26 protein-coding genes and 1 other annotated feature are annotated in these 24,325 nt (G+C 54.3%); of the genes, 17 read left to right on the plus strand and 9 right to left on the minus strand.

Features of this window, described 5'->3' with window-relative positions; all coding sequences use genetic code 11:
- Positions 1-146: 146 nt before the first annotated feature.
- Both cysB and topA read right to left on the minus strand, forming a co-directional pair.
- On the minus strand, positions 147-1,121 hold the full coding sequence (gene cysB, locus AC0TNG_RS19550) for an HTH-type transcriptional regulator CysB (RefSeq protein WP_024907120.1): 975 nt from the start codon (positions 1,119-1,121) through the stop codon (positions 147-149).
- 187 nt (positions 1,122-1,308) lie between these two features.
- The gene (topA, locus tag AC0TNG_RS19555) at positions 1,309-3,906 is read right to left on the minus strand and encodes a type I DNA topoisomerase (RefSeq protein WP_473712665.1); all 2,598 of its coding nucleotides are present in this window, start codon (positions 3,904-3,906) and stop codon (positions 1,309-1,311) included.
- Between the two features lie 399 nt (positions 3,907-4,305).
- Between topA and AC0TNG_RS19560 the strand changes: the two genes are divergently transcribed.
- Positions 4,306-4,557: a YciN family protein gene (locus AC0TNG_RS19560; RefSeq protein WP_023312072.1), complete on the plus strand. Its 252-nt coding sequence runs from the start codon at positions 4,306-4,308 to the stop codon at positions 4,555-4,557.
- A gap of 34 nt (positions 4,558-4,591) precedes the next feature.
- On the opposite strand, the gene sohB is transcribed toward AC0TNG_RS19560, so the two are convergent.
- Positions 4,592-5,638: a protease SohB gene (gene sohB, locus AC0TNG_RS19565; protein ID WP_024907118.1), complete on the minus strand. Its 1,047-nt coding sequence runs from the start codon at positions 5,636-5,638 to the stop codon at positions 4,592-4,594.
- A 251-nt stretch (positions 5,639-5,889) separates the two neighbouring features.
- Between sohB and AC0TNG_RS19570 the strand changes: the two genes are divergently transcribed.
- Together AC0TNG_RS19570 and cobO are read left to right on the plus strand one after the other, a co-directional pair.
- A complete protein-coding gene (locus AC0TNG_RS19570) occupies positions 5,890-6,651 on the plus strand; it encodes a YciK family oxidoreductase (RefSeq protein WP_463726774.1) in 762 nt (253 codons plus the stop codon).
- Entirely contained in the window at positions 6,648-7,238 is a 591-nt protein-coding gene (gene cobO / locus AC0TNG_RS19575; RefSeq protein ID WP_024907116.1) for a cob(I)yrinic acid a,c-diamide adenosyltransferase, read from the plus strand. The genes AC0TNG_RS19570 and cobO overlap by 4 nt, the downstream gene beginning before the upstream one ends.
- 35 nt (positions 7,239-7,273) lie before the next feature.
- Here cobO and rluB read toward each other — a convergent pair whose 3' ends face one another.
- The 3 genes from rluB to rnm all read right to left on the minus strand — a co-directional run bounded on the left by rluB (position 7,274) and on the right by rnm (position 9,744).
- Complete coding sequence (gene rluB / locus AC0TNG_RS19580; protein WP_023312076.1) at positions 7,274-8,149, minus strand: 23S rRNA pseudouridine(2605) synthase RluB; 876 nt, start codon at positions 8,147-8,149, stop codon at positions 7,274-7,276.
- Positions 8,150-8,245: 96 nt separating this feature from the next.
- Positions 8,246-8,866 (minus strand): L-threonylcarbamoyladenylate synthase, encoded by a 621-nt coding sequence (locus AC0TNG_RS19585; RefSeq protein WP_003856793.1) that lies wholly within the window; start codon positions 8,864-8,866, stop codon positions 8,246-8,248.
- On the minus strand, positions 8,863-9,744 hold the full coding sequence (gene rnm, locus AC0TNG_RS19590; RefSeq protein WP_032647580.1) for an RNase RNM: 882 nt from the start codon (positions 9,742-9,744) through the stop codon (positions 8,863-8,865). Before rnm ends, AC0TNG_RS19585 begins: the two co-directional genes overlap by 4 nt.
- 139 nt (positions 9,745-9,883) lie before the next feature.
- Between rnm and trpL the strand changes: the two genes are divergently transcribed.
- The 7 genes from trpL (at position 9,884) to AC0TNG_RS19625 (ending at position 17,649) form a co-directional block, all read left to right on the plus strand.
- Complete coding sequence (trpL, locus tag AC0TNG_RS19595; RefSeq protein ID WP_106993556.1) at positions 9,884-9,928, plus strand: trp operon leader peptide; 45 nt, start codon at positions 9,884-9,886, stop codon at positions 9,926-9,928.
- Positions 9,905-9,998: a sequence feature (Trp leader region), on the plus strand. (Overlaps the previous gene by 24 nt.)
- A gap of 25 nt (positions 9,999-10,023) precedes the next feature.
- Positions 10,024-11,586: an anthranilate synthase component 1 gene (locus AC0TNG_RS19600; RefSeq protein ID WP_048990764.1), complete on the plus strand. Its 1,563-nt coding sequence runs from the start codon at positions 10,024-10,026 to the stop codon at positions 11,584-11,586.
- Positions 11,586-13,181 (plus strand): bifunctional anthranilate synthase glutamate amidotransferase component TrpG/anthranilate phosphoribosyltransferase TrpD, encoded by a 1,596-nt coding sequence (gene trpD, locus AC0TNG_RS19605; RefSeq protein WP_126328721.1) that lies wholly within the window; start codon positions 11,586-11,588, stop codon positions 13,179-13,181. The genes AC0TNG_RS19600 and trpD overlap by 1 nt, the downstream gene beginning before the upstream one ends.
- A 3-nt stretch (positions 13,182-13,184) precedes the next feature.
- Complete coding sequence (trpCF, locus tag AC0TNG_RS19610; protein WP_473712666.1) at positions 13,185-14,543, plus strand: bifunctional indole-3-glycerol-phosphate synthase TrpC/phosphoribosylanthranilate isomerase TrpF; 1,359 nt, start codon at positions 13,185-13,187, stop codon at positions 14,541-14,543.
- A 10-nt stretch (positions 14,544-14,553) separates the two neighbouring features.
- Positions 14,554-15,747 (plus strand): tryptophan synthase subunit beta, encoded by a 1,194-nt coding sequence (trpB, locus tag AC0TNG_RS19615; protein WP_024907111.1) that lies wholly within the window; start codon positions 14,554-14,556, stop codon positions 15,745-15,747.
- Entirely contained in the window at positions 15,747-16,556 is an 810-nt protein-coding gene (gene trpA / locus AC0TNG_RS19620) for a tryptophan synthase subunit alpha (RefSeq protein WP_048990761.1), read from the plus strand. Before trpB ends, trpA begins: the two co-directional genes overlap by 1 nt.
- Before the next feature lie 178 nt (positions 16,557-16,734).
- Complete coding sequence (locus AC0TNG_RS19625; RefSeq protein ID WP_473712667.1) at positions 16,735-17,649, plus strand: GNAT family protein; 915 nt, start codon at positions 16,735-16,737, stop codon at positions 17,647-17,649.
- A gap of 76 nt (positions 17,650-17,725) precedes the next feature.
- Here AC0TNG_RS19625 and AC0TNG_RS19630 read toward each other — a convergent pair whose 3' ends face one another.
- On the minus strand, positions 17,726-18,142 hold the full coding sequence (locus tag AC0TNG_RS19630) for a hypothetical protein (protein ID WP_024907108.1): 417 nt from the start codon (positions 18,140-18,142) through the stop codon (positions 17,726-17,728).
- Positions 18,143-18,391: 249 nt separating this feature from the next.
- Between AC0TNG_RS19630 and yedE the strand changes: the two genes are divergently transcribed.
- The 3 genes from yedE (at position 18,392) to AC0TNG_RS19645 (ending at position 20,298) form a co-directional block, all read left to right on the plus strand.
- Positions 18,392-19,603 carry a selenium metabolism membrane protein YedE/FdhT gene (gene yedE, locus AC0TNG_RS19635; RefSeq protein ID WP_267214956.1) on the plus strand — a complete coding sequence of 404 codons (1,212 nt, stop codon included), beginning with the start codon at positions 18,392-18,394 and terminating at the stop codon, positions 19,601-19,603.
- Positions 19,600-19,833 (plus strand): sulfurtransferase-like selenium metabolism protein YedF, encoded by a 234-nt coding sequence (gene yedF / locus AC0TNG_RS19640; RefSeq protein ID WP_473712668.1) that lies wholly within the window; start codon positions 19,600-19,602, stop codon positions 19,831-19,833. The genes yedE and yedF overlap by 4 nt, the downstream gene beginning before the upstream one ends.
- Before the next feature lie 126 nt (positions 19,834-19,959).
- The gene (locus AC0TNG_RS19645; RefSeq protein WP_063621876.1) at positions 19,960-20,298 is read left to right on the plus strand and encodes a hypothetical protein; all 339 of its coding nucleotides are present in this window, start codon (positions 19,960-19,962) and stop codon (positions 20,296-20,298) included.
- 46 nt (positions 20,299-20,344) lie between these two features.
- On the opposite strand, the gene ompW is transcribed toward AC0TNG_RS19645, so the two are convergent.
- Positions 20,345-20,977, minus strand: coding sequence for an outer membrane protein OmpW (ompW, locus tag AC0TNG_RS19650; RefSeq protein WP_024907105.1), 633 nt, complete (start codon positions 20,975-20,977; stop codon positions 20,345-20,347).
- 281 nt (positions 20,978-21,258) lie between these two features.
- On the opposite strand from ompW, the gene AC0TNG_RS19655 reads away from it, so the two are divergent.
- The 4 genes from AC0TNG_RS19655 to yciA all read left to right on the plus strand — a co-directional run bounded on the left by AC0TNG_RS19655 (position 21,259) and on the right by yciA (position 23,528).
- The gene (locus AC0TNG_RS19655) at positions 21,259-21,663 is read left to right on the plus strand and encodes a YkgJ family cysteine cluster protein (RefSeq protein WP_032645143.1); all 405 of its coding nucleotides are present in this window, start codon (positions 21,259-21,261) and stop codon (positions 21,661-21,663) included.
- A 25-nt stretch (positions 21,664-21,688) separates the two neighbouring features.
- Positions 21,689-22,432 (plus strand): YciC family protein, encoded by a 744-nt coding sequence (locus tag AC0TNG_RS19660; RefSeq protein WP_024907104.1) that lies wholly within the window; start codon positions 21,689-21,691, stop codon positions 22,430-22,432.
- A gap of 56 nt (positions 22,433-22,488) precedes the next feature.
- Positions 22,489-23,028, plus strand: a complete 540-nt coding sequence (locus AC0TNG_RS19665) for a septation protein A (RefSeq protein WP_473712669.1) — start codon at positions 22,489-22,491, stop codon at positions 23,026-23,028.
- 104 nt (positions 23,029-23,132) lie between these two features.
- On the plus strand, positions 23,133-23,528 hold the full coding sequence (gene yciA / locus AC0TNG_RS19670; protein ID WP_008502796.1) for an acyl-CoA thioester hydrolase YciA: 396 nt from the start codon (positions 23,133-23,135) through the stop codon (positions 23,526-23,528).
- 39 nt (positions 23,529-23,567) lie between these two features.
- Here the strand turns inward: yciA and tonB are convergent, their stop codons facing one another.
- A complete protein-coding gene (tonB, locus tag AC0TNG_RS19675; RefSeq protein ID WP_024907102.1) occupies positions 23,568-24,290 on the minus strand; it encodes a TonB system transport protein TonB in 723 nt (240 codons plus the stop codon).
- Positions 24,291-24,325 lie beyond the last annotated feature (35 nt).

The raw sequence follows: 24,325 nt of genomic DNA on the forward strand, positions 1-24,325 counted from the left end.
TTGTCGCCAATTCACGACATTATAACCTTACGGACTAAATGGATAATGACATTATATGACAGGGGATACGTAGATGATGATAATTCTAATTTAGCTTTGAGGCGTTATTTCGGTATCTTTCCCTAAGGGAAAGATACCGGGTGTGATTATTTTTCGGGGAGTTTGATGTCTTTAAACATCTCTTCAATATCTTCATTTGAGCGTAATGCAACGGCGGTATCAACCACATCACGCGTTAAATGAGGGGCAAAGCGCTGAATAAAATCATACATATAGCTGCGCAGGAAGGTGCTGCGACGGAATCCAATCTTTGTGGTGCTATGACTGAAAACATCGTGCGCATCAAGACGCACCAGGTCAGGGTCTGACACCGGATCCACCGCCATGCTGGCAATGACGCCCACCCCCAGACCAAGCCGCACATAGGTCTTAATCACGTCGGCATCCGTCGCGGTAAAGACAATGCGCGGCGTTAGCCCTGCCCGGTTAAAGGCCGTATCAAGCTCGGAGCGGCCGGTAAAACCAAACGTATACGTCACCAATGGATACTGCGCCAGCTCTTCGATAGAGACCGACCCTTTACCCGCCAGGGGGTGATCCGGGGTCACTACGATAGAACGGTTCCAGTGGTAGCATGGAAGCATGACCAGATCGTCGTAGAGGTGAAGCGCTTCGGTGGCGATGGCAAAGTCTGCATTACCCTTGGAAACGGCTTCAGCAATTTGCGTTGGCGAGCCCTGGTGCATATGCAAAGAGACGCGGGGATAACGCTCGATAAAGCCTTTGATGACACCGGGAAGCGCATAGCGCGCCTGGGTATGCGTCGTGGCAATATACAGCGAACCTTTATCCGGCCAGGTGTGTTCCCCTGCCACTGACTTAATCGCATCGACTTTAGAGAGGACTTCCCGCGCAATGCGGATGATTTCCTGCCCCGCAGGCGTCACCTGAGTGAGATGCTTACCGCTGCGGGCAAATATCTGGATACCTAACTCATCCTCCAGCATACGAACTTGTTTGCTGATGCCCGGTTGCGAGGTATACAACCCCTCGGCGGTAGAAGAGACGTTAAGGTTATGATTCACCACCTCAACGATATAACGAAGCTGCTGTAATTTCATGCCAGACCATCCGATTTAGCGCATGCGGTCAATCGCTTAAGACGATTTAATAATAAGAAACAGGTTAACTATAACCACTATATCATTTATAGCCTGACTGTATAGTACGGAACAAAAAATAATAACAAGGCAATAAAAAAGGGCCGGAAATCCGGCCCTTTTACAGGTAAGTTACGGTAAGGGAAGATTATTTCTTGCCTTCAACCCATTTGCCATCGACAAAGAAAGCTGACCATCCGTTCGCTTTACCCTCTTTCTCGGCCGCAACATACTGCTGCTTGGTTTTACGGCTAAACCGTACCACGGTTTTGTTGCCTTCCGGATCCTGCAGTGGCGCATCGGCCAGATAACGCAGTTTCTCAGGCAGACGATCGCGGAAGCGATGCAGCTCTTCCACCAGCGGCGCGCGCGTTTCACGCGATTTCGGGAAGGTGTTGGCGGCCAGGAAGACACCCGCAGCGCCGTCACGCAGCACAAAGTACGCGTCGGATTTCTCGCACGGCAGTTCTGGCAGCGGAACCGGATCTTCCTTCGGCGGAGCCACTTCACCATTACGCAGAATTTTGCGCGTGTTTTTACACTCGTCGTTGGTACAGGCCATGTACTTACCGAAACGCCCCATTTTCAGGTGCATTTCAGAGCCACACTTCTCGCACTCTACAATCGGGCCGTCATAGCCTTTAATGCGGAACTCGCCCTCTTCGATCTCATACCCGTCACACGTTGGGTTATTACCGCAGACGTGCAGCTTACGTTTTGGATCGATCAGGTAGCTGTCCATTGCCGTGCCGCATTTTTTGCAGCGGCGTTTGGCACGCAGAGCGTTAGTTTCCGCATCGTCACCTTCCAGCACGTTGAGAACTTCGTTCTCAGGCACCAGGTTGATGGTGGTTTTGCAGCGCTCTTTTGGCGACAGCGCGTAGCCGGAGCAGCCAAGGAACACGCCCGTCGTGGCAGTACGGATCCCCATCTTGCGACCACAGGTTGGGCAGTCGATGCTGGTCAGAACCATCTGGTTAGGCAGCATGCCGCCCTCTTCAGGATCCTTCTCCGCTTTCTCAAGCTGGTCGGTAAAGTCGCTGAAGAAGCTGTCGAGGACCTTTTTCCATTCCGCCTGATGGCTGGCAACCTGGTCGAGGCTGTCTTCCATTTGCGCGGTGAAATCGTAGTTCATCAACTCGCGGAAGTTAGCTTCCAGACGGTCGGTGACGATCTCACCCATTTTTTCCGCATAGAAACGACGGTTTTCAGCGCGTACGTAACCACGGTCCTGAATCGTAGAGATGATCGACGCGTAGGTCGACGGACGGCCAATACCGCGTTTTTCCAGCTCTTTTACCAGAGATGCTTCACTGAAGCGTGCAGGCGGCTTGGTGAAGTGCTGGGCTGGCACGAGATCAACCAGCGAGAGCTCATCCCCTTTATTCACTGCCGGCAGCGTTCGGTCTTCATCACCTTTACGCAGCGCAGGCATCACTTTCGTCCAGCCGTCGAAACGCAGGATACGTCCACGCGCTTTGAGACGGAAATCACCCGCACCAACGGTCAGCGTGGTGGAGTCATACTGTGCCGGGGTCATCTGGCACGCCACGAACTGGCGCCAGATCAGCTGATACAGCTTCTGCGCGTCGGCTTCCATGTCTTTCAGTGATTCCGCTAACACAGAGACATCAGAAGGACGAATCGCTTCGTGTGCTTCCTGAGAGTTCTCTTTGCTGGCGAACTGGTTAGCGCTTTCCGGCAGGTATTTCTTACCGAAATTGTCGCTGATGTAACCGCGCACCATGTTGACCGCGTCCTGGCTCAGGTTGGTTGAGTCGGTACGCATGTAGGTGATGTAGCCCGCTTCATACAGGCGCTGAGCCATCATCATGGTCTTCTTCACGCCGTAACCCAGACGCGTGCTTGCAGCCTGTTGCAGCGTTGAGGTAATAAACGGCGCACCCGGCTTGCTGCTGGTCGGTTTGTCTTCACGTTCCAGCACCTGGTAGCGTGCTTTTTCCAGCAGCGCTACGGCGGCCATGGTCTGGTCGCGGTTTTCTGGACGGAAAGGCTTATCGTTCTGATGGCTGACCTGCAGCGGCAGAGCGTCACCGCCCGGCGTGGTCACATTGGCGTCAACTTCCCAGAACTCTTCCGGCACGAAAGCTTTAATTTCGCGCTCACGCTCAACGACCAGACGCACGGCAACGGATTGCACACGCCCTGCGGACAGGCCACGGGCAATCTTCTTCCACAGCAGTGGAGAAACCATGTAGCCCACAACGCGGTCCATAAAGCGACGTGCCTGCTGTGCGTTTACACGGTCAATATTCAGTTCGCCCGGCTTCTCAAACGCCTGACGAATCGCATTCTTCGTAATTTCGTTAAACACTACACGACTGTAGCGTTTGTCATCACCACCAATCACTTCCCGCAGGTGCCACGCAATGGCTTCCCCTTCGCGGTCAAGGTCGGTTGCGAGATAGATGTGGTCTGCTTTTTCAGCCAGCTGCTTCAGCTCGTTAACGACTTTTTCTTTCCCGGGCAGCACTTCATATTGTGCGTCCCAGTTATGCCATGGGTTAACACCCATGCGGTTGACAAGCGCGCTACGTTCATCCTTTTTAGGCTTTTTAGCCCCTTTGGTGGAGGTAGAGTCTGCGCTCTTTTTGCTGGCTGAGCCACTGGTCGGCAAATCGCGGATATGACCCACGCTGGACTTAACCACGTAGTCATTACCCAGATACTTATTGATCGTTTTGGCTTTTGCCGGGGACTCAACGATGACGAGAGCTTTACCCATATTCACCTTTACCTAATTTAATTCTTCCAGGAATACGCCGCACGTTGATTTCCCTTCCGCTGACGACGAGCCAATGATATTGCGACTGCGTCAGGAGATATCAACCCCTTTGTCTTACCGGGCGTTAAAGAAAAGACGCCCAGGTGATTGAGTTCTCGGGTATTTTTCTCACATCTCGTGTAATTCGTGACGAATTCCCGGTTGAATGTCAAGCAATTCTGTTGCCAGAATGACGAAAGCGCACACTCTACCTGATAAAATTCGTTACGCAACTTTATTAGCATGCAAAAGCAAATCCCGCCAGCCAGGTCCCTGTACCTTATCCCCTCACATTACAGGGAAAATTTGCCCCCAAAGCGCCCTCGGCGTAGACTATTGTCACTGTTTAAGGAGTGGATTATGCAGAATACGACCCAACCTATTGACCGAGCCTCTCTGCTTATCGAAGCAAACAAGCTTATCCGTGACCACGAAGATACGCTGGCGGGCATTGAAGCCACCGGCGTAGAGCAGCGTAATGGCGTGCTGATTTTCAGCGGCGAATACTTCCTTGACGAACAGGGGTTGCCGACCCCGAAAAGCACCGCCGTGTTTAACATGTTTAAATACCTGGCGCATACGCTTTCCGAGAAATATCACCTGGTCGATTAACGCAAAACGCGAGGCATGTGCCTCGCGTTTTTGTTTACAGCAGCGGTTTTTGTCCGCGCTGTAGCCAGCGCAGCAGCAGGCGGTCCGCGCTTTCTGCCGCACTGTTGGTAAAGCGGTCAAGAAGTCGCTTACGCTGGGTAAAGCGCACGCCCACCAGTTCCCGGCCTTCCATCAGGTTAAGCAGCAGATCGTCGCTGGTTCCGACTTCATCCACCAGCCCTTTCTCCTGCGCCTGGACGCCGTACCAGTGCTCGCCTGTCGCAACTTGTTCAATATCGAGCGTCGGGCGCATACGATGCACAAAGTCTTTAAAGAGGTGATGCGTTTCGTTGAGATCTTCACGGAACTTTTGACGCCCTTCTTCCGTGTTTTCTCCCAGCAGCGTCAGGGTACGTTTATACTGACCCGCCGTGTGAAGTTCGATATCAATCTCTTTATTTTTCAGGAAGCGGTTAAAGTTCGGAATTTGCGCGACCACGCCGATCGAGCCAATGATAGAGAACGGTGCGGCCACAATTTTGTCCGCCACGCAGGCCATCATGTAGCCTCCGCTGGCCGCCACTTTATCCACGGCCACGGTCAGCGGGATCTGTTTTTCACGCAGGCGCTGCAGCTGTGAGGCGGCCAGTCCGTAACCGTGAACCACCCCGCCCGGGCTTTCAAGACGCACGACAACCTGATCCTGCGGTGTCGCCACGGCCAGAACGGCAGTCACTTCCTCCCGCAGAGAGGAAACCTCATGCGCATCCATACTGCCTTTAAAATCGAGCACATAGACACGTGGCGTGGCCTTATCCTGCGGCGCATTGAGCTTCGCTTTTGCCTTTGCCGCTTTGGCTTCCTGTTTATGCTTTTTCTTCTGCGCTTTCAGCCAGAGTTTCTGTTGATGACTATCAAGCAGCGCCAGAGACATATCTTCCTGCATCTCTTTATACTGCTCACTCAGGCGGGTGATGCGTAACTCCCCTCGCTGACGCTTGCGCTGCGTCAGGTTGACAATCAGAACGGCAACCACCGCAATGGCAATCACCACCGTCGCGATTTTGGCCAAAAACAACCCATATTGAGAAAGTAATTCCACGCGTTCCACCTTGATTTAACCACGAATCTTTCACGGCAGTGTACATCAGCCCTGCCCATGCGTCTCGCTCGTGACATTACCTCTGCGAGCCGCCTTCAGGAATCCCCGCACTGGCGTTTAAATATTTGCAAATTGTTAATTTTACAGTAATGCGTCCTGTAGACTGATTGAATTATTAGGCTAATTCGGGCATAAAGCCGAAAAGTCATCATAAAGGCGCCATTGCATCATCGGTCGCCTGAGGAGTCACCGTGCATTATCAACCGCAAAAAAATCTGCTGCAAAACCGGATTATTCTTGTCACCGGTGCCAGCGACGGGATTGGCCGCGAGGCGGCCCTGACCTACGCCGATTACGGCGCGAACGTCATTCTGATCGGGCGCAACGAAGAAAAACTGAAAAGCGTCGCGCAGGAGATTGAGGCTGTATGCGGCACACCGGCCCCGTGGTATACACTCGATTTACTGACCTGCACGCCCGAAGTATGCCAGGAATTAGCCCGGCGCATCAGCGCCCACTATCCGAGACTCGACGGCGTACTGCATAACGCCGGTTTGTTAGGCGAAGTGCGTCCCATGGATGAACAGGATCCTGATATCTGGCAGGAGGTCATGCAGGTCAACGTCAACGGGACGTTTTTCCTGACTCAGGCACTGCTTCCTTTATTACTCAAATCGGATTCAGGTTCACTGGTGTTCACCTCCTCCAGCGTTGGCCGTGAGGGACGCGCAAACTGGGGAGCCTATGCCGTATCAAAATTCGCGACCGAAGGCATGATGCAGGTGCTGGCGGAGGAGTACCAGAGCCGCCATCTGCGCGTAAACTGCATCAACCCGGGCGGTACGCGCACCAAAATGCGCGCCAGTGCGTTCCCGAGCGAAGATCCGCAGAAGCTGAAAACCCCGGCAGACATTATGCCGCTCTATCTCTGGCTGATGGGCGACGACAGCCGCCGCAAAACCGGGATGACCTTTGACGCCCAGCCGGGCCGTAAACCAGGAATTTCGCAATGAGTGAAGAACGTCATCAGCAGCGCCAGCAGCGTCTGAAAGAACAGGTCGATGCGCGCGTCGCGGCGGCACAGGACGAGCGTGGGATCGTCATTGTCTTTACCGGCAACGGCAAGGGGAAAACCACCGCCGCATTCGGTACGGCGACACGCGCCGTCGGACACGGGCAAAAAGTGGGCGTGATCCAGTTTATTAAAGGCACATGGCCCAACGGCGAGCGCAATTTGCTGGAGCCTCACGGCGTCGAGTTTCAGGTAATGGCAACCGGGTTTACGTGGAATACCCAGAACCGTGAAACGGATACCGCCGCCTGTCTCGCCGTCTGGGAGCATGCAAAGAGAATGCTGGCCGATCCCTCGCTGAATATGGTTCTGCTGGATGAGATAACCTATATGGTCGCCTACGACTACCTGCCGCTGGAGGCCGTGCTGGATGCTCTGAAGAACCGTCCTGTACACCAGACGGTTATCGTCACGGGGCGCGGATGTCATCGGGATATTCTGGAGATGGCCGATACCGTCAGCGAGCTGCGTCCGGTCAAACATGCGTTTGATGCGGGCATCAAAGCGCAAATTGGCGTTGATTACTAAAGAAAAAAGCCCGGTGCATTCACCGGGCTTTTACATTAACCGTTGTTATTACGGCTGCCGGAGCGGCGACTGCTGCTCACCTGGCTGTGGCGCTTCACCGCGCGACGGATCTGATTCGCCTTCATGCGACGACGATCTTTTTCCACCGCCACTTTTGAGGTGGTTTCCGGCGTCAGGCCGACCAGCTCGCGCAGATAGTTGGTTTGGGTCAGATCCAGTTCGGTATAACCACCGCGTGGCAGACCTTTCGGCAGCAGGATATCGCCGTAACGGACACGGATAAGACGGCTAACCTGTACGCCTACCGCTTCCCAGAGACGACGCACCTCGCGGTTGCGGCCTTCGGTCAGGGTCACGTTGTACCACTGGTTGATGCCTTCCCCACCGGTAAATTTGATGGTTTTGAACGCCGCTGGACCGTCTTCCAGCTGAACGCCACGCGACAGATCGCGCAGTTTATTCTCATCAACCTGGCCAAATACGCGCACCGCGTATTCACGTTCCACTTCACGGCTTGGGTGCATCAGACGGTTTGCCAGTTCACCATCGGTGGTAAACAGCAGCAGACCGCAGGTGTTCACGTCCAGACGACCAACGGCAATCCAGCGAGCACCGCGCAGTTTAGGCAGACGGTCAAACACCGTCGGACGACCTTCCGGGTCGTTGCGGGTGCACAGCTCGCCTTCCGGCTTGTAGTAAGCCAGCACGCGACAGATTTGTTCAGCGGACTCTTTCACGGAGATAAGATGACCGTCGATGCGGATCTTCAGCCCCGGTACGATTTCAACGCGGTCACCCAGCGTGGCGATTTTACCGTCCACACTCACGCGACCCGCTTCAATAATGGCTTCGATTTCACGGCGTGAGCCGTGGCCGGCACGCGCCAGCACTTTCTGTAACTTCTCGCTCATTGAGCTTCCTCAGGTGTCGCCTTCACAGGCGTCGAATCAGGTCAAAAGAGGGCTGAGCCCTGCTTTGATGGCCGCGTAGTATATCTGCTTATACCATTACAAGAAAGGCTTTACATCACCCACGCCTTCACGAATCACTTCCGGTGCATCTTCGGTTAAGTCGACCACGGTGGTCGGCTGCTGGCCGAGATAGCCGCCGTGAATAATCAGCTCGACCACCTTCTCCAGACGATCTTTGATCTCTTCCGGATCGGACTCGGTAAATTCACTTCCCGGCAGCATCAGCGAGGTAGAGAGCATCGGCTCGCCGAGGGTTTCCAGCAGCGCCTGCGCAATCGGGTTCGACGGCACGCGCATGCCGATAGTCTTACGCTTTTCCTGCAGCAGGCGGCGCGGCACCTCTTTCGTCCCTTTCAGGATGAAGGTGTAGTTGCCCGGCGTGTTGTTCTTAATCAGGCGAAACGCCACGTTATCGACATACGCATAGGTCGACAGTTCAGAGAGATCGCGGCACATCAGGGTAAAGTTATGGCCGTCCGGCAGCTGGCGAATACGACAAATGCGTTCCATCGCCCCTTTATCTTCAATTTTGCAGCCCAGCGCGTACCCTGAATCGGTCGGGTAGACAATCACGCCGCCTTTGCGGACGATCTCCACGGCCTGGTTGATCAGACGTGGCTGCGGGTTATCCGGATGGATATAGAAAAACTGACTCATACTTCCCTCTCTTCAATTTGCTGCGGCTGTTCCCAGAGCTGCCAGACCGGCTCAACGCCAGCGGGCAGCCAGAGCTTGCGCCCCAGTTCGATCCAGGCGCAGGGCTGATGGAAATCAGACCCCTGTGACCCAAGCAGGCCGAACTGGCGGGCATAGGTCGCGAGCTGCGCGCGCTCGTTGGGCGCCTGCTGACACTGGGCGACTTCCATCGCCTCGCCACCGCATTCGGCAAAGTGTGCCAGCAGTCTTTTCAGCCATTTAGCAGAAAGATTATACCGCCCCGGATGTGCCAGCACGGCCTTACCGCCAGAATGATGAATCACATCAATAGCTTGTTTTATTGTACACCACTGTGGCGGAACGTATCCGGTTTTCCCGCGCGCCAGATACTTTTTAAAAACATCCGCCATGGTCGTCGCTTTGCCTGCTTCTACCAGAAAACGGGCGAAATGACCGCGGGTGACTGCCCCGCCGTTCGCCAGCTTTTGCGCACCTTCCAGCGCGCCCGGAATATGCGCCTTTTCCAGACGCTCGCCGATCATCTCTGCGCGCTGGTTGCGGCGCGTTTTTTGTTCTTGCAAAAAGGCAATAAGTGCCGGATGGTCTATATCGATGTTCAGGCCAACGATATGAATCTCATGGTTTTCCCAGACGGTCGAAATCTCAACGCCGGACACCAGATTTAGCGCCAGCCCGCTGCGGGCGATCTCAGCGCGCGCCGCCGGAATGGCATCTGTCGTATCGTGATCGGTTATCGCCAGCGTACCGACGCGCATTTCAACGGCACGATGAACCAGGGCTTCGGGTGTCAGCAGGCCATCAGAGGCCTGAGTATGGCTGTGTAAATCATAAATAATGGCGTAGGTGGTATCGCTCAAAGCACTTCCCATAACAGGTTGGAGACATCCGAAAACCCCATGATACCGACTTCACGCGAAATTCTGAAATCAAGGGTTGACAACACGCCATCGAACTAGTTAACTAGTACGCAAGTTCACACGAGAAAGGTATCTGAAAATGACAGCACATTTCACTCTGCACGGTTGGTGGCGTACTTCCTGATCATCGGGCAGTGTCACGCGTCTGCGAAATGCAAACAGATACCCGCCCGCTACTCAGCGGGCTTTTTTTTGAACAGAATAAATGAGAACACCAACATGCAAACAGCCAAACCTCATCTCGAATTGCTGACCTGCGAGGCGGCCTATCGCCACAACCCCACCGCGCTGTTTCATCAGGTGTGCGGGGCACGTCCGGCAACGCTGCTACTGGAATCTGCAGACATCGACAGCAAAGACGATCTCAAGAGCCTGCTGCTGGTCGACAGCGCGCTGCGCATTACCGCTTTAGGTGACACTGTCACAATTAAGGCGCTGTCAGATAACGGCGCATCGCTGCTGCCGCTGCTGGATGCAGCCCTGCCTTCAGGCATTGAAAACGAACGTCATCCAGAAATGCGTATTCTGCATTTCCCGCCGGTGAGCCAACTGCTGGACGAAGACGCGCGCCTCTGCTCCCTGTCCGTTTTCGATGCCTTCCGCCTGCTGCAGAACCTGGTTACCGTGCCGGAAGACGAGCGTGAGGCGATGTTCTTTGGTGGGTTGTTTGCTTATGACCTGGTCGCCGGATTTGAAGATTTGCCGGAAACCGAGCAGGGTAATCGCTGCCCGGACTATTGTTTCTATCTGGCTGAAACCCTGCTGGTGATCGACCATCAGAAACAATACACCCGTATCCAGGCCAGCCTGTTCACGCCTTCGACAGCTGAGAAAAACCGTCTTGAGCACCGCATCGCGCAGCTCCAGCAGCAGATGACGGAAGCGCCCCCTGCACTTCCGGTGCAGCGCGTGGAAAAAATGACCTGCGATGTGAACCAGACCGACGATCAGTACGGCGCCGTGGTTCGTCAGATGCAAAAGGCGATTCGCGCCGGGGAAATTTTCCAGGTGGTACCGTCCCGTCGCTTCTCACTGCCCTGCCCGTCGCCGCTCGCAGCCTACGACGTGCTGAAAAAAAGCAACCCGAGCCCGTACATGTTCTTTATGCAGGACAACGACTTCACGCTGTTCGGCGCCTCGCCGGAAAGCTCGCTGAAGTACGACGCCACCAGCCGTCAGATTGAGATCTACCCGATTGCCGGGACCCGTCCGCGCGGACGTCGCGCCGATGGCTCTCTGGATCGCGATTTGGACAGCCGTATCGAACTGGAAATGCGTACCGATCATAAAGAGCTCTCCGAGCACCTGATGCTGGTCGATCTGGCGCGTAACGATCTGGCCCGTATTTGTACCCCGGGCAGCCGCTACGTGGCGGACCTGACTAAAGTCGACCGCTATTCGTTCGTGATGCACCTGGTCTCTCGCGTAGTGGGCGAGCTGCGCCACGACCTCGACGTGCTGCACGCCTATCGCGCCTGCATGAACATGGGCACCCTGAGCGGTGCGCCGAAAGTGCGCGCCATGCAGCTGATTGCCGCCGCCGAAGGGCGTCGTCGCGGCAGCTACGGCGGCGCGGTGGGTTACTTCACCGCCCATGGTGACCTCGATACCTGCATCGTGATCCGCTCCGCCTATGTCGAAGACGGTATTGCCACCGTCCAGGCGGGTGCCGGGATTGTTCTTGATTCTGTTCCGCAATCTGAAGCTGACGAAACGCGCAGCAAAGCCCGTGCGGTCCTTCGCGCCATTGCTACCGCACACCATGCACAGGAGATTTTCTGATGGCTGACATTCTGCTGCTCGATAATATCGACTCCTTTACCTATAACCTGGCAGATCAACTGCGTGCGAATGGCCACAACGTTGTTATCTACCGCAACCACGTCCCGGCGCAGACCCTGATTGACCGTCTGGCCACCATGCAAAACCCGGTGCTGATGCTCTCTCCGGGGCCAGGCGCACCGAGCGAGGCGGGCTGTATGCCGGAGCTGCTGACCCGTATGCGCGGCAAGCTGCCGATTATCGGCATCTGCCTCGGTCATCAGGCGATTGTTGAAGCCTATGGCGGCTACGTTGGCCAGGCAGGTGAAATCCTTCACGGTAAAGCGTCCAGCATCGAACATGACGGCCAGGCAATGTTTGCCGGGCTGCCGAACCCGCTCCCGGTCGCGCGCTACCACTCGCTGGTCGGCAGCAACATTCCCGCCGGGCTGACGATCAACGCCTCGTTTGAAGGGATGGTGATGGCGGTCCGTCACGACGCGGATCGCGTCTGCGGGATGCAGTTCCATCCGGAATCCATCCTGACCTCCCACGGTGCCCGCCTGCTGGAGCAGACCCTCGACTGGGCGTTACAGAAGCTGGAGCAGACCAACACCCTGCAGCCGATTCTGGAAAAACTGTATCAGGCGCAAACCCTGAGCCAGCAGGAGAGCCACCAGCTCTTCTCCGCCGTGGTTCGCGGTGAGCTGAAGCCGGAACAGCTGGCGGCCGCGCTGGTGAGCATGAAAGTCCGCGGCGAAAGTCCGCAGGAGATCGCCGGTGCCGCTACGGCCCTGCTGGAAAATGCCGCCCCGTTCCCGCGGCCGGACTATCAGTTTGCCGATATTGTTGGCACCGGGGGAGACGGCAGTAACAGCATCAATATCTCCACCGCCAGCGCCTTCGTGGCGGCGGCGTGTGGTTTAAAGGTCGCGAAACACGGTAACCGCAGCGTTTCCAGCCGGTCTGGTTCTTCCGATTTGCTCGCCGCATTCGGTATTAATCTCGATATGAACGCCGAGCGTTCCCGTGAAGCGCTGGATGACCTGGGCGTCTGCTTCCTGTTTGCGCCGAAGTATCACACCGGTTTCCGCCACGCGATGCCGGTTCGTCAGCAGCTTAAAACCCGCACGCTGTTTAACGTGCTCGGCCCGCTGATCAACCCGGCGCACCCGCCGCTGGCGCTGATCGGTGTCTACAGTCCGGAACTGGTACTGCCGATTGCCGAGACGCTGCGCGTGCTGGGTTACCAGCGTGCCGCCGTGGTGCACAGCGGTGGTATGGACGAAGTGTCACTGCATGCGCCAACGCTGGTAGCCGAACTGCGCGACGGTGAAATCCTGAGCTACCAACTGGAAGCCGCTGACTTTGGTTTAACCCCGTATCACCAGGAAGCGCTGGCCGGCGGTACGCCGGAAGAAAACCGTGACATTCTGACGCGCTTATTACAAGGTAAGGGAGAGGTCGCTCATGAGGCCGCCGTTGCTGCCAACGTCGCCATGCTGATGCGTTTGCACGGTGAGGAAGACCTGAAGGCCAACGTTCAAAAAGTTCTGGATGTACTGCGCTCCGGTGCAGCTTACGATCGCGTTACCGCACTTGCGGCAAGAGGGTAAAGAATGCAGACCGTTTTAGCGAAAATCGTTGCCGATAAGGCCATCTGGGTGGAAGCCCGCAAGCAACAGCAGCCGCTTGCCAGTTTCCAGAACGACGTCGTACCAAGCCAACGTCGTTTCTATGATGCCCTGCAGGGTGCGCGCACCGCGTTTATTCTTGAGTGCAAAAAAGCCTCCCCGTCAAAAGGCGTTATTCGTGACGATTTCGACCCGGCACGTATTGCCGGCATTTATAAGCATCATGCGTCAGCCATCTCCGTGCTGACGGATGAGAAATATTTCCAGGGCAGCTTCGATTTTCTGCCGATCGTCAGCGGCATCGCGCCGCAGCCGATCCTGTGCAAAGACTTTATTATCGATCCGTATCAGATCTGGCTGGCGCGCTTTTACCAGGCCGACGCCTGCCTGCTAATGCTCTCGGTACTTGACGACGAGCAGTACCGCCAGCTTTCCGCCGTGGCGCACAGCCTGAACATGGGCGTGCTGACCGAAGTGAGTAATGAAGAAGAGCTGGAACGCGCGATTGCGCTGGAAGCCAAAGTGGTTGGCATTAACAACCGCGATCTGCGTGACCTGTCCATTGACCTGAACCGCACGCGCCAGCTGGCGCCGCGTCTGGGCGCTGGCGTCACGGTCATCAGCGAATCCGGCATTAACAGCTACGCCCAGGTGCGCGAGCTGAGCCACTTCGCCAACGGTTTCCTGATTGGCTCCGCCATGATGGAACATGACGATCTCAATGCGGCAGTACGTCGCGTGCTGCTGGGTGAAAACAAAGTCTGCGGCTTAACCCGCGAACAGGACGCCCAGGCCGCGTATGAAGCCGGAGCGATTTATGGCGGGCTGATTTTTGTGGATTCCTCTCCTCGCTCGGTCAGCGAAGAGCAGGCGCGTAAGGTCATCGCCGCGGCTCCGCTCAGCTATGTTGGCGTGTTCCGCAACGCAGACATCGCAGAGGTGGTTGAAAAAGCCGACGCGTTATCCCTGAGCGCGGTGCAGCTCCACGGCGAAGAAGATCAGGCCTATATCGATGCCCTGCGCGCCACGCTGGCACCGCAGGTACAGATCTGGAAAGCGCAACGCGTTGACGATACGTTGCCCCCGCGTAACCTGAACCACGTGGATAAATACGTCCTCGATAACGGCCAGGGCGGAACCGGCCAGCGTTTTGACTGGTCTCTGCTGAACGGCGAAAAGCTGGACAACGTTCTGCTGGCGGGCGGATTAAGCCCGGACAACTGTGTAGAAGCCGCGAAAACCGGCTGCGCAGGCCTCGATTTCAATTCAGGCGTAGAGTCCCAGCCGGGTATTAAAGATGCCAGCAAACTGGCCTCGGTTTTTAAAACTCTGCGTGCATATTAAGGAAGAGAAGATGACGACATTACTTAACCCGTATTTTGGTGAGTTCGGCGGGATGTACGTCCCGCAAATCCTGATGCCCGCGCTGCGCCAGCTGGAAGAAGCGTTTGTGAGCGCGCAGAAGGATCCGGCGTTTCAGGCGGAATTTACCGACCTGCTGAAAAACTATGCAGGCCGCCCAACGGCCCTGACCAAATGCCGCAACCTGACGGAAGGCACCAAAACCACGCTGTATCTGAAGCGTGAAGACCTGCTGCACGGCGGCGCACATAAGACTAACCAGGTGCTGGGCCAGGCGCTGCTCGCGAAGCGTATGGGTAAAACCGAAATCATCGCCGAAACCGGCGCAGGCCAGCACGGCGTGGCCTCGGCGCTCGCCAGCGCCCTGCTCGGCCTGAAATGCCGCATCTATATGGGGGCGAAAGACGTTGAGCGTCAGTCTCCGAACGTTTTCCGTATGCGTCTGATGGGTGCGGAAGTGATCCCGGTGCACAGCGGCTCCGCGACGCTGAAGGATGCCTGTAACGAAGCGCTGCGCGACTGGTCTGGCAGCTACGAAACCGCGCACTATATGCTCGGTACCGCGGCGGGCCCGCACCCGTTCCCGACCATCGTGCGTGAATTCCAGCGCATGATCGGGGAAGAGACCAAAGCGCAGATCCTCGAAAAAGAGGGTCGCCTGCCGGATGCGGTCATCGCCTGCGTCGGCGGCGGATCTAACGCCATCGGTATGTTCGCAGACTTTATCGACGACACCAGCGTGGGTCTGATTGGCGTCGAGCCTGCGGGTCACGGCATTGAATCGGGTGAACACGGCGCGCCGCTGAAGCATGGCCGCGTGGGGATCTACTTCGGCATGAAATCCCCGATGATGCAGACCGATGAAGGCCAGATTGAAGAGTCTTACTCTATCTCTGCCGGCCTCGACTTCCCATCCGTCGGGCCGCAGCACGCCTATCTGAACAGTACCGGTCGCGCGGACTATGTCTCCATTACCGATGACGAAGCGCTGGAGGCGTTCAAAACGCTGTGCCGCAGCGAAGGGATCATCCCGGCGCTGGAGTCTTCACACGCTCTGGCCCATGCGCTGAAAATGATGAAAGACAATCCGGAAAAAGAACAGCTGCTGGTGGTGAACCTTTCCGGTCGCGGTGACAAAGATATCTTCACCGTTCACGATATTCTGAAAGCACGAGGGGAAATCTGATGGAACGCTACGATAACGTATTTGCAGAACTGAAATCCCGCCAGGAAGGCGCGTTCGTTCCCTTCGTCACCCTGGGCGACCCTGGCCCTGAACAGTCGCTGAAGATCATCGACACCCTGATTGAAGCCGGTGCCGATGCGCTGGAGCTGGGGATCCCGTTCTCTGACCCGCTGGCGGATGGCCCGACCATTCAAAATGCGACGCTGCGCGCGTTTGCCTCGGGCGTCACGCCGACCCAGTGCTTCGAGATGCTGGCGGCGATCCGTCAGAAGCACCCCACTATCCCGATTGGCCTGCTGATGTACGCCAACCTGGTATTCAACCGCGGTATCGATGAGTTTTACGCCGAGTGCGCGCGCGTGGGCGTCGACTCCGTTCTGGTGGCCGACGTGCCGGTTGAGGAGTCTGCGCCATTCCGCCAGGCTGCGATGCGTCACAATGTCGCCCCTATTTTTATCTGCCCGCCAAACGCGGACGATGAGCTGCTGCGCCAGATAGCCTCTTACGGGCGCGGTTACACCTACCTGCTCTCCCGCGCAGGCGTGACCGGTGCCGAGAATAAAGCCGCGCTGCCGCTGCATCACCTTGTGGAGAAGCTGGCCGAGTACCATGCCGCGCCTCCGCTGCAGGGTTTCGGGATTTCATCCCCGGATCAGGTCACCGCAGCGATTGAGGCGAAAGCGGCAGGTGCCATCTCCGGCTCTGCGATTGTGAAGATCATCGAAAAGAACGTGGACAAGCCCGAGCAGATGCTGGCCGAGCTGAAAGCGTTTGTGACTGCAATGAAAGCGGCGACGCGTAAAGCCTAACCCTTCGACCGTCTGGCATCCCAGCCAGACGGTCCTCTTTTTTTACACACTCTCTTCATTTCCAGCATTCATATCAGTTGCAATAAATAGCACACTAATACTTAATTCATCCCTTCACTAAACAAGTAGTCAACAATATCTCTTTGTCGATTTACATACTGCAAAGAATGTATAAAGTATGCGTATATCTGTTATTGCAAAAAAATATTTGGTCAAAATGTTAAGAAGTTTAATTTGTGGATGGGAAGAGTGTGACCTGAGTATTTACCGTCAGGCTTATTCTGTTTATGGCGGAAGTGTATGCACACACCCGGATGTGCTAACTTACCTGGCAAACAAACGAAAAAAAGACATTCGTTTTTTCTGTAGAAAAAAAGATGGTATTATTGTCTCATCAACTTACTCCATCAGTGGATCCCTGAATCTCTATTCAAAATCGCACCCGTTTGTTTTTGAGGATATAATATTACCCAGCGCCCCTCATTCAAAATTTTTCCTTCCCGTCAGGACAAAAAAACTTTCGCCATTACAGAAAAATGCGTTCATCAATTCATTCAGCAGTAAAATGCTGAATGATGAGATATGTCATATGAAATCTGTATTTTCTCCAAAAACGATTAAGAAAAGAAATGGCGAAAGGAATCGCTTCCTCAAGCTTGGAGGGGAAATACTGGATGTGAACACTCTTTCTGCTGAGGAAATTTGCGACAGTTACATAAACTTATTTAATGCTCGCTGGCGCGGTAAGATATCACCCTATCCAAGAGAGAACCTGCTGGATGCTATTGAAAATCTGAGGCATATGGTTTTTGGCTCCGCGCTCGCATTCAATAAAAAAATCATAGCAATTGATTTAATATTCAAAACTGAATGCCCCGAATGGATTTATTTCGATGACATCAATGGTGGATATGATCCCCAATATAATGACATTGGTGCGGGGAGCGTCTTGCTCTGGGAAAATTATAATCGCGCCCGAGAGCTGTGTGCGCGGGATGAGAAACAAATCATATTCTCATTGGGAAAAAACTTCGCCGGAATGGAGTATAAAAAACAGTGGTGTAATATCATTCCTCTGAGACGTGTATTTTGATGAAATTTTATGACGTACCTTAGCTGTACGTCTTATAAAAAATAAGACTACGGCCACTCGGATCTTTGCAAACTTCTTAGTCCATTATCTGCTGAGCACTTTTCATGGTGACATTTTTGTTTGCAATTTCTCTTGCGGCCTCTTTAAGGGCTATATTCATCGCCACCGTTGTTACTGGCTTTGCAACGCCTTTTACGCGATTTGATTTACTCTGAAAAACATAGATATCCAGGGGGTTAGCCAGCTTTCTTTTATTAAATAATTGCCGCAGTATCTTGCACAGTCTCACTGTCCGCGACTCAAATTTTGGTGTTGCCGCGAGATACAACAGATCATCGTTAATATCACTGTATTTTATGTTTACAACCCGGCAGCTTTCAGTACGTAAAAAAAATAACGTCAACCATAAATCACCCCACGTCTTTGAAATTCGGTACAACTTCTGATGAATGACCATGAATTCATCAGTGGTTATAGAATCAGTTTTCGCCATTGAAAACGCCTGCATCAAGCTTTAGCATGCCTTAACATAACATTAACTATTTAAATATTTATTCAACGCCTGTGCTGTCGCCTCCCGAAGCCAGGCGTGGCTGAATAAGCCGCTCGGTTTAATGATAAAAGTCATGAAAAAGGGATGTATTTTAGAGAAAGGCATCAGCGAGGTTTTAGAGTAAGGAAAAAAGTTATATATTCCAGTCCGTTAATTCCACATATTCCTTCTGAGTTCAGAGGCTTCTTCATGTCATGGCAATTCTTCAAACAGACTTACCTGGTTAAGTTCTGGTCACCTGTTCCGGCCGTTATCGCGGCAGGCATTCTCTCTACTTATTATTTTGGCATTACCGGTACCTTCTGGGCCGTAACCGGCGAATTCACCCGCTGGGGTGGCCAACTGCTGCAACTCGCTGGCGTACATGCCGAAGAGTGGGGCTACTTTAAACTCATTCATCTGGACGGTACGCCGCTCACCCGCATCGACGGGATGATGATCATCGGCATGTTCGGCGGCTGTTTCGCGGCGGCGCTGTGGGCAAACAACGTTAAGTTGCGTATGCCCAAAAGCCGTATCCGCATTCTGCAGGCGATTATCGGCGGCATAATTGCCGGATTCGGCGCGCGCCTGGCGATGGGGTGCAACCTTGCCGCCTTCTTTACCGGGATCCCTCAGTTTTCTCTTCACGCCTGGTTCTTTGCTGTCGCCACGGCCATTGGCTCTTACTTTGGTGCAAAATTCACTCTACTGCCGCTGTTTCGCATTCCAGTGAAAATGGTAAAAGTCAGCGCAGCGTCTCCATTAACCCAGAAGCCCTCTCAGGCACGCCACCGTTTCCGCCTCGGAATGCTGGTCTTTTTCGCCATGATCGCATGGGCGCTCTGCACCGCTCTGAATCAGCCCAAACTCGGTCTGGCGATGCTGTTCGGTGTGGGTTTTGGTCTGCTCATTGAACGCGCGCAGATCTGCTTCACCTCCGCGTTTCGCGATATGTGGATCACCGGGCGCACGATGATGGCGAAGGCGATTATCGCCGGGATGGCGGTCAGCGCCATCGGCATCTTCAGCTATGTTCAACTGGGCGTCGAACCAAAAATCATGTGGGCCGGTCCTAACGCGGTCATTGGCGGCCTGCTGTTCGGCTTCGGGATCGTGCTGGCTGGCGGGTGTGAAACCGGCTGGATGTATCGCGCCGTCGAAGGCCAGGTGCATTACTGGTGGGTGGGTCTGGGAAATGTGATTGGTTCTACGATCCTGGCGTATTACTGGGATGACTTGTCTCCCGTCCTGGCCACCAGCTGGGACAAGGTCAACCTGCTGAATACCTTCGGGCCTCTCGGCGGCCTGTTGGTCACCTACGCCCTGCTGCTGGTCGCTTTTTTACTGGTCGTCGCACAGGAGAAACGCTTCTTCCGCCGTGCCACTGTCAAACCTGAAACGCAGGAGAACGCCGCATGAAAGAGATCGTGCCTGATTACGGTCTGGATATGGTCGGTGAGCCCTGTCCTTATCCGGCGGTTGCTACGCTTGAAGCACTACCGCAGCTTAAGAAAGGTGAAATTCTGGAGGTGGTCAGCGACTGCCCGCAGTCCATCAACAACATACCGCTGGATGCGAAAAACCACGGTTATACGGTGCTGGATATCCAGCAGGATGGCCCCACCATTCGCTATCTGATTCAAAAATGATCGCTAAGGGCCTCGTAAGGGGCCTTTATCGTATTGAATTATAAGACATCTTGATCCACCGCAAAAACGCAGTTTTCGACTTAAGTAAAATCTCATTTCCCTTTTGAAGGAGGTTTTCGCGGTTTGATGTATTTACGAGCTTTACTGGTTTTCGCCTTATTGATTCCCTTCCATGCACTGTCCCTGAATTTCTCTTCTACCTTCCTGCGCCTTAATTGTCCGCAAAGAGGACTTGTCGAAGTTATTCTTCACGTTTATGACCACACCCAGGAACGATGGCACGGTCATTTTGAAACCGGCGCGGGGCACAAACGTGCGGGTGATACCGAAATTATCCCGTTTGCCAACGGCGATATTCTCTTCCATTCCCTGTCGAGCGACGCTTTCAGCTATTTATATGATGGGGAAACGATCCTGAGGCATTGCGTAAAGCTTGATGAGCGGCCGGTTTATCCGTCGTTTTGAAGTGAGCAAATCAAACTGGCCACCCTGTGGCCAGTTTGACGGCGGATCAGAAACGATAACCCGCAGAGAACATGAACACCCACGGATCCAGCCGAGTATTGATACTTTGCTGCTGACCGCCCGCCTTGAAGCGTACGTCCGTATCAATATCCATGTACCAGACCGAGGCGTTGATCAGCCAGTCGCGGTTAATCAGGTAATCCAGACCGACCTGTCCCGCCATGCCCCACGAATCTTTCAGGCTGAGATCCGTCAGACCCGCCTCTTTACCGGTATCGTTGAATTTCTCATCAAAGAAGGTGGTGTAGTTCACACCGGCGCCAATATAAGGGCGCACCTTGCTGCTTGAGTCACCAAAGTACCATTGCGCCATCAGCGTTGGCGGTAAATGGTGAACCGTGGCGATATCACCGGTCGGCCCGAGACCCACGCGATGACGGAACGGCGTTGCTGCCAGAAGCTCAACACCAACATTATCCGTCGCCATATAGGTGAACGTTAAACCTAACTGGGTGTTATTACTGACGCTAAAACCGCCCATACCCAGCACGTTATCCGATCCTTCAGTTGGGCGAACCGTAGCCGAACCGGCACGAATAAAGAATTCGCCTGCTTCATGCGCATACGCGCCGCCAGAGAGACTGCTTAATACAAGGGCTGCCACCGCTAATTTTTTCATATCCGCTCCATCGTTGTGGTTTTAATCGCGGGTGAGAATATACTCACAAAAGGGTAATAAGTGATCTGCCACAGATCACATTAAAACCAGTAACTTAACATTCATTGATCTGGATTAATTTTTTGTTACGCATCCAAAACCAATAAGTTGTTTCCATGTCAATTTTTGGCATTTCACGGTTACAAAATTTTCCCTTTTCCCCCTCTTGCTCTTCCTCTGGCGGCTGGATAATTTATCGCTTCACAAGTTGATTTGATGCGTTCTTCTTTTGCAGGTGTGCCATGAGTGATATTAACCCGTGCATGACGTGCGGAGCCTGTTGTGCGTATTTTCGAGTCTCTTTCTACTGGGCCGAAGCCAGCGATGGCGGCGGTGCCGTTCCGGTTCATCTTACTGAGCCGTTAACCCCCTTTCTGCGCTGCATGAGCGGCACAAACCAAAAGCAGGTCCGCTGCGTCGCGCTACAAGGCGAGCCTGGGGTCTCTACCCGGTGTTCTATCTATGAGGATCGCCCCAGCCCGTGCCGGGAATTTGCCATGTCGGGGGAAGATGGGCAGGTCAACGAAGCCTGTAACCGCGCCCGCGCCCGCGTTGGATTACCGCCGCTTTACAAAGATATGCTTTTCCATACAAGCCTTGATGCTGCCACAGCAGGTGCATCCGGTGTACAATTGCCGGCTAATTAACACCTGCAATACTCAAGGAGAGTGCATGTCTATCACGGCGAAGTCTGTCTACCGTGACACGGGAAACTTTTTCCGCAATCAGTTCATAACCTTTTTACTGATCGCGTTGCTATGTGCCTTTATCACGGTGGTGCTGGGCCATGCCTTCTCACCGAGTGAAGAACAGATTGCCAGCCTCAGCCAGGGCGACCACCTTGCGGGTAGCGTGGGGTTGTTTGAACTGGTGCAAAACATGACGCCTGAGCAGCAGCAAATTCTGCTGCGCGCTTCTGCCGCGTCCACGTTCTCAGGCCTGATTGGTAATGCAATTCTGGCGGGCGGCGTTTTGCTGATGATTCAGCTGGTATCGGCGGGTCACCGGGTCAGCGCCTTGCGGGCGATTGGTGCCAGCGCGCCGGTCTTACCTAAGCTGTTTATCCTGATCTTTTTAACCACCCTGCTGGTGCAGATGGGGATTATGCTGGTCGTGGTGCCGGGTGTGTTACTGGCTATCGTGCTCTCATTTGCGCCGGTGATGGTCGTGCAGGATAAAATGGGGATTTTTACCGCGATGCGCGGCAGCATCCGACTGGCATGGGCTAATATGCGTCTGGTGGCGCCCGCCGTGATCGTCTGGCTGCTCGCCAAAACGCTGCTGTTACTGTTTGCGCCGAATTTTGCGGTATTAACGCCCAATGTTGGCGCGGTAGTGGCGAATACGCTGAGCAATCTGATTTCAGCGGTACTGCTGGTCTATCTGTTCCGCCTGTATATGTTAATTCGTCAGTAATCCCGAGGCGGGGGGCATCGCTGTCTCCCGCCCCGCTCAGAAGATGGAATCACAGAATGAAGCAGTTTCTTGATTTTTTACCGCTCGCGGTTTTTTTCGCTGTCTATAAGTTGTACGACATTTTTGCTGCAACAAAAGCATTAATCGTTGTGACCGCCGTTGTGCTGATCTATAGCTGGATTCGCTATCGCAAAGTCGAAAAAATGGCGCTTATTACGTTCATCTTGGTGGCGGTGTTCGGTGGATTGACCATTGCCTTGCATGATGTTGAATTTATTAAGTGGAAGGTGACTGTTATTTATGCGTTGTTTGCAGCAGCATTACTGTTCAGTCAATGGTTCATGAAAAAGCCCCTTATCCAGAGCATGTTAGGTAAAGAACTAACGCTGCCGCAGGCAGTCTGGTCGCGTCTGAATACTGCCTGGGCAATCTTCTTTATTCTCTGTGGTCTCGCTAATATCTATATCGCCTTCTGGCTGCCGCAGGATATCTGGGTCAACTTTAAGGTCTTTGGTCTGACTGCGCTGACGCTTATCTTCACGCTGTTAAGCGGCGTATATATCTATCGCCACATGCCGCAGGACGACAAGCACTGATTAATGACTGACCAGAACGTCAACGACAGGCGTTCTGGTCTATTCTCTCCGCTTTGAAATCATAGTAGCATCCCGCCTGAAGTCTTCCGTTACGAGTTAAAACAATGACAACAACTAACGCCCCTCAGGGCGAACTGGTTTTACGCACACTGGCAATGCCCGCTGACACCAATGCCAACGGCGATATTTTTGGCGGCTGGCTGATGTCGCAGATGGATATGGGCGGCGCAATTCTGGCAAAAGAGATCGCCCACGGGCGCGTGGTGACGGTGCGGGTGGACGGCATGACCTTCCTGCGCCCGGTTGCGGTAGGGGATGTGGTTTGCTGCTACGCGCGCTGCGTGAAACGCGGCAATACCTCCATTTCCATCAACATCGAAGTCTGGGTGAAGAAAGTCTCTTCTGAGCCGATTGGGCAGCGTTATAAGGCCACTGAAGCGCTGTTTATTTATGTCGCAGTGGACAGCGAGGGTAAACCTCGTCAACTTCCACAAGCCTGATCGACAGGCAAAAAAAAAGCCTCCTTTCGGAGGCTTTTTTTATTCCATCTGCGCCCCGCCGTTCAGGCGGAAAACGATATTAACAATCAATCCGCTGCCCGGCTTGCCAGGCTCATAGCGCCATCTGCGCATGGCAGATTTCACTTCGCGCTCAAACATATTAGAAGGCTGAGCGGACAAGATTTCCACGTTATCCACGCGCCCATCCGCGGTCACGTCGAATTTCACCCGTACGCGACCTTCAATACGTAAGGCCTGAGCTCGCGCCGGGTACTGGGGCTGGTTGCGGCTTACGGCACGCGGGCCCGCTGGCGCGGTAACCGTTGGCTTTGAAGTCGTTGCCGTATTGTTCATCACCGGACGTGAAGGCGCTGCATTTTCTACCGGCTGGGTCGCGCGCGGTTCAACCGGACGTTCCTCGCGTTTCGGACGCTCTTCGACCTTCTTCACCGGTTTTGGCTTCGGCTTAGGTTTTGGCTTCGGTTCAGGCTTGTGGATCACCACCGGGGCTTCCTTCGGTGGCGCCGGAACAGGCTCGGGTTCTGGCTCCGGTTCAGCCACCGGCTGTGGCGGCGGAGGGGCAACCTGCGGCGGTTCGAGATCCGCTGGCGATACCATCGTCACCGAAATCGGCTGCGCGGGCGCTGGCATTTCAATAACCTGATGAACCGAGGTATACAGCAGACCCGCCACAACGGCACCGTGAATCACGACAGAAAGCAGCGTCGGCCAGGGAAAGCGGCGAGGTAAATCAAGGGTCATCGAAGTCATAATCATCAACGTTAAAAAACCGAACA

The sequence above is a fragment of the Enterobacter sp. PL_is514 genome, assembly GCF_055816715.1.